Source organism: Parasphingorhabdus sp., from assembly GCF_036963705.1.
Classification (GTDB): Bacteria; Pseudomonadota; Alphaproteobacteria; order Sphingomonadales; family Sphingomonadaceae; genus Parasphingorhabdus.
In genome coordinates this window covers 1-3,300 of sequence record NZ_JBALUT010000132.1, presented here as the reverse complement: position 1 = coordinate 3,300, position 3,300 = coordinate 1, and the positions used below count along the sequence as shown (strand labels likewise).

Sequence of the window (3,300 nt, the reverse complement as noted above, 5' to 3'; positions counted from 1 at the left end):
GCTTGACGAAAGTTGACCTGTGACAGGAGCGCGCTATCAGGCTCCGTAAGAGATTTTTGAGGGACAATAACATGCGTAAATCGACCGTCGCCATCAGCCTTGTTTCGCTGGCCAGCTTGACCGCCTGCGGCTCCAGCGGGCTGTTTGACCGTGACCGGCCCGATGAATTCGCGGTTTCGCGCCAGCCTCCGCTGGTGATCCCGCCCGATTTCACGCTGACCCCGCCAAAACCGGGTCAACCTCGTCCACAAACCGGTGGTGTACAGCAGCAGACACTGGAAGCTTTGTTCGGCGGCCCGCAATCGCGCAGCATCACCGAATCGGCAATTGTCGGCCAGGCGGGTAGTTCGGACGCAGGCATTCGTTCCTCTGTCGGTGATCCGGAAACCTTCACCGTCGACAAGGGCAGCGTCACCCGCGACATCATCGCCGCCCCAGAAGGTGACGGACAGAACGCACAGGCAGCGACACCGGAATAAATATTCCGGTCGGGCGCGATTGGTCTGACAGCAAAAAATTGCCGGTAAACACCGAAACGCCGAAATTATTGCGGAATGGCAATGGTCTTGGTTCGGCTATTGCTGCCCCGAATTATCGCTAGCGATGTCTTGGGCAGCCCGAGCGCTTTGGCCAGCAGTTTCAGAACGACCGCATTGGCCTTTCCGTTCTCCGGCGTCGCGGTTACGCGGACGGATAATATATCCGAAGGTCCGTCCTCTGCAGGCATGGTGATGCTGTTGTCGCCCGCATTGGGCATGACCTTCACGATCAGCTCTCCGTCAATGACGAGCGATAGAATATCGCTGGTTGCCGGAAAATGATTCTTCTTTGCCATTTAACTCTGCGGACAGACGCGGCGCACAAGCCGTGCTTTATTTCCGGCGTTTTTTCCGCTGGGCGTAGCGCAAGTCGCGGGCAGCCTTTTTCTCGGCTTCGGTAAGCGGTGGTGGTGGCGCTGCTGCTTCTGCTGCAGCAGCATCTATTGCTGCCTTTTCCGCTGCGGCTTGTTCTTTCGCTGCCTTGCGTTCTGCCTTCACCAGCTCGAACGCGGCGCGTTTCGCTTCACGAGCGAGCGCCTTTTTCTCGTCACGGGCCAGCCGGGCTGCTTTGCGTTCGGCAAGCACTTCATCGCTGACGGTAGGCTGTGCCTTCAATTGCTTGAGTGCGGCCTGCTTGGCTTTGGCGGCCATTTGCGTGCGTTCTTGGAAGGTCGGTTCTGAAAATGGCGGCATACGAGTTCATATTTCCCTGATTGACCGATGCGGTAAAAACATCGGTTAGTGGTCGAAAGGCGTTGCAAGCCGTACAGACATTAGAGCAGCCGGGCAATGTTTAAGCAACTTTGGCAGATTATAGGGCCTTGCGACCGAGATTTTGGTCGCAGTTTCGATATAATCGGTTATCACTCAGCCCGTGTGTATCGTTGCATTTGCCTGGAAAGCCCATCCTCGATGGCAGCTCGTTGCCATCGGCAATCGCGATGAACTGCACGCGCGGCCGGCAGAGCCCGCTCACCGCTGGGAACAGGCGGAACATTTGCTGGCCGGCAGAGACACGCTGGCAGGGGGAACGTGGCTCGGCATATCCGAAGAGGGCCGCTTCGCCGTTGTTACCAATTTATACGGCTTTGGTCCGCCGGTGCCGGAACGCGCGTCGCGCGGGGATTTGCTGAAGGATTTTCTATCGGGAGACGGCCGATATGCCGACATTGGCTCGGCGGAATATTCCGATTTCAATCCTTTCAACCTGATTACGGTCGCGCAGGACGAGGCGCTGGTTCACAGCAACCGGCCCGACAAGAGCACGAGCATCCTCCCCGGAGGGGTTCACGGATTGTCGAACGGGATGATCCAGCAGCCGTGGGCCAAGTCGCCGGAACTCAACAGCCGGCTGGAACGGTGGATGGCAAATGGATCGGATGACCCGGCGATGTTATTCGAATATCTACTCGACCAGAATAGTCATGAACCCGCGGGGCTTTGGGGGCCCTCCTCAGCTACTAGCCTGCGACCCGAACATTCTCCCATTTTTATCCGCAACCCGACCTACGGAACCCGGTGCAGTACGGTCGTTGCGATTGATCACAGCGGAAATGGTGTCTTCATCGAACGCCGGTTTGCGGCATCGGGTTCGGCGACCGGCGAAACCAGCCTGCCCTTTGCGTGGCCAACGCCGTGATGATGCGTCACTGACATTGCGCGCACGGATTCGCTCAAAGGGCAGCCAACAACGCCGTTTCCTGATCCCGATCACCGCGAGCAACCTTCCGGTCAAAAATCGGAGCAGACTTGGTTAATCTATTAATTTTACCGAATTTTGCCGTCAAATAGAACATGAGAGATTGTGACGCTGATAAATTTTCGGGATCGGGTCCCGCCACCGAACGGGAGTTGCGGGCGCGCAAATTGATCCGTGTCGACATCGAACGGGAGAACGGACCCCGATTTTCCGCAATTGTGACCAATGTATCCGAGCAGGGAATGGGTGGCCGTACCGAGGGTTTTGTCCGGCCATTTGAGCTGATTACGGTCATCAAAAAGGGATATGGCCGCATTTCCGGCGAAGTTCGCTGGACCGAAGGCCAGAATTTCGGCATATTATTTGCCGAGCCCCTGAATGTGGACCTGTTCAACTTCACCGATGAGAACAAACAGCAACATTTCGTTCAAAAGGCCAATAACGGCCATGTCTGGACCGGGTTCAAGACGGATACCTCAACCAGACGGCCCGGTGTCACCAACCGATATTCCGGGAATTAAAACGAGATCAGGCAGCGAGTCTGGATCAAACTCGCCAAGCATATGACCGGCCCATACCGCAAGCGGACATGGACCGGGATTCACTCTCGATAAAATCTAGTGCCGGAAATGGCGCATACCGGTGAACAGCATTGCGAGGCCGGCTTCATCCGCCGCTGCGATCACTTCATCATCACGGATCGATCCGCCTGGTTGAATGACCGCTGTCGCGCCCGCTTCAACCGCAGCCAACAGGCCATCGGCGAACGGGAAGAAGGCATCGGATGCAACTGCTGAACCGATGGTACGGGCCTCGCTCCATCCGGCTTTTTCCGCTGCATCCTTGGCTTTCCAAGCTGCGATCCGCGCGGATTCGAGGCGGTTCATCTGGCCTGCGCCGACCCCGGCAGTAGCGCCGCCCTTGGCGTAGACAATAGCATTGGATTTGACATGTTTGGCAACCGTCCAGGCGAACAGGCAATCGGCCATTTCCTGCTCGCTCGGCTGGCGCTTGGTGACGCATTTCAGGTCAGCTTGATCAATCTGACCATTGTCGCGGGAC

General features: G+C 57.0%; 5 protein-coding genes and 1 pseudogene. 3 read left to right on the top strand and 3 right to left on the bottom strand.

What is annotated here, in order from left to right; all coding sequences use genetic code 11:
* Positions 1 to 71: 71 nt before the first annotated feature.
* On the top strand, positions 72 to 479 hold the full coding sequence (locus V7680_RS15265; protein ID WP_335654112.1) for a DUF3035 domain-containing protein: 408 nt from the start codon (positions 72 to 74) through the stop codon (positions 477 to 479).
* Between the two features lie 65 nt (positions 480 to 544).
* Here V7680_RS15265 and V7680_RS15260 read toward each other — a convergent pair whose 3' ends face one another.
* On the bottom strand, positions 545 to 835 hold the full coding sequence (locus V7680_RS15260) for a DUF167 domain-containing protein (protein ID WP_335654111.1): 291 nt from the start codon (positions 833 to 835) through the stop codon (positions 545 to 547).
* Positions 836 to 872: 37 nt separating this feature from the next.
* Positions 873 to 1,232: a DUF6481 family protein gene (locus tag V7680_RS15255; protein WP_335654110.1), complete on the bottom strand. Its 360-nt coding sequence runs from the start codon at positions 1,230 to 1,232 to the stop codon at positions 873 to 875.
* 181 nt (positions 1,233 to 1,413) lie between these two features.
* On the opposite strand from V7680_RS15255, the gene V7680_RS15250 reads away from it, so the two are divergent.
* Entirely contained in the window at positions 1,414 to 2,178 is a 765-nt protein-coding gene (locus V7680_RS15250) for an NRDE family protein (RefSeq protein WP_335654109.1), read from the top strand.
* A 155-nt stretch (positions 2,179 to 2,333) separates the two neighbouring features.
* Positions 2,334 to 2,759 (top strand): hypothetical protein, encoded by a 426-nt coding sequence (locus V7680_RS15245; protein ID WP_335654108.1) that lies wholly within the window; start codon positions 2,334 to 2,336, stop codon positions 2,757 to 2,759.
* Between the two features lie 96 nt (positions 2,760 to 2,855).
* Here the strand turns inward: V7680_RS15245 and purH are convergent.
* Positions 2,856 to 3,300 (bottom strand): annotated as a pseudogene (gene purH / locus V7680_RS15240) (bifunctional phosphoribosylaminoimidazolecarboxamide formyltransferase/IMP cyclohydrolase); the annotation flags it as partial.

Bases quoted from the DNA above. Each gene is read 5' to 3' on its own strand.
- V7680_RS15265 (WP_335654112.1), top strand. From the start codon at position 72: ATGCGTAAATCGACCGTCGCCATCAGCCTTGTTTCGCTGGCCAGCTTG.
- V7680_RS15260 (WP_335654111.1), bottom strand. From the start codon at position 835: ATGGCAAAGAAGAATCATTTTCCGGCAACCAGCGATATTCTATCGCTC.
- V7680_RS15255 (WP_335654110.1), bottom strand. From the start codon at position 1,232: ATGCCGCCATTTTCAGAACCGACCTTCCAAGAACGCACGCAAATGGCC.
- V7680_RS15245 (WP_335654108.1), top strand. From the start codon at position 2,334: ATGAGAGATTGTGACGCTGATAAATTTTCGGGATCGGGTCCCGCCACC.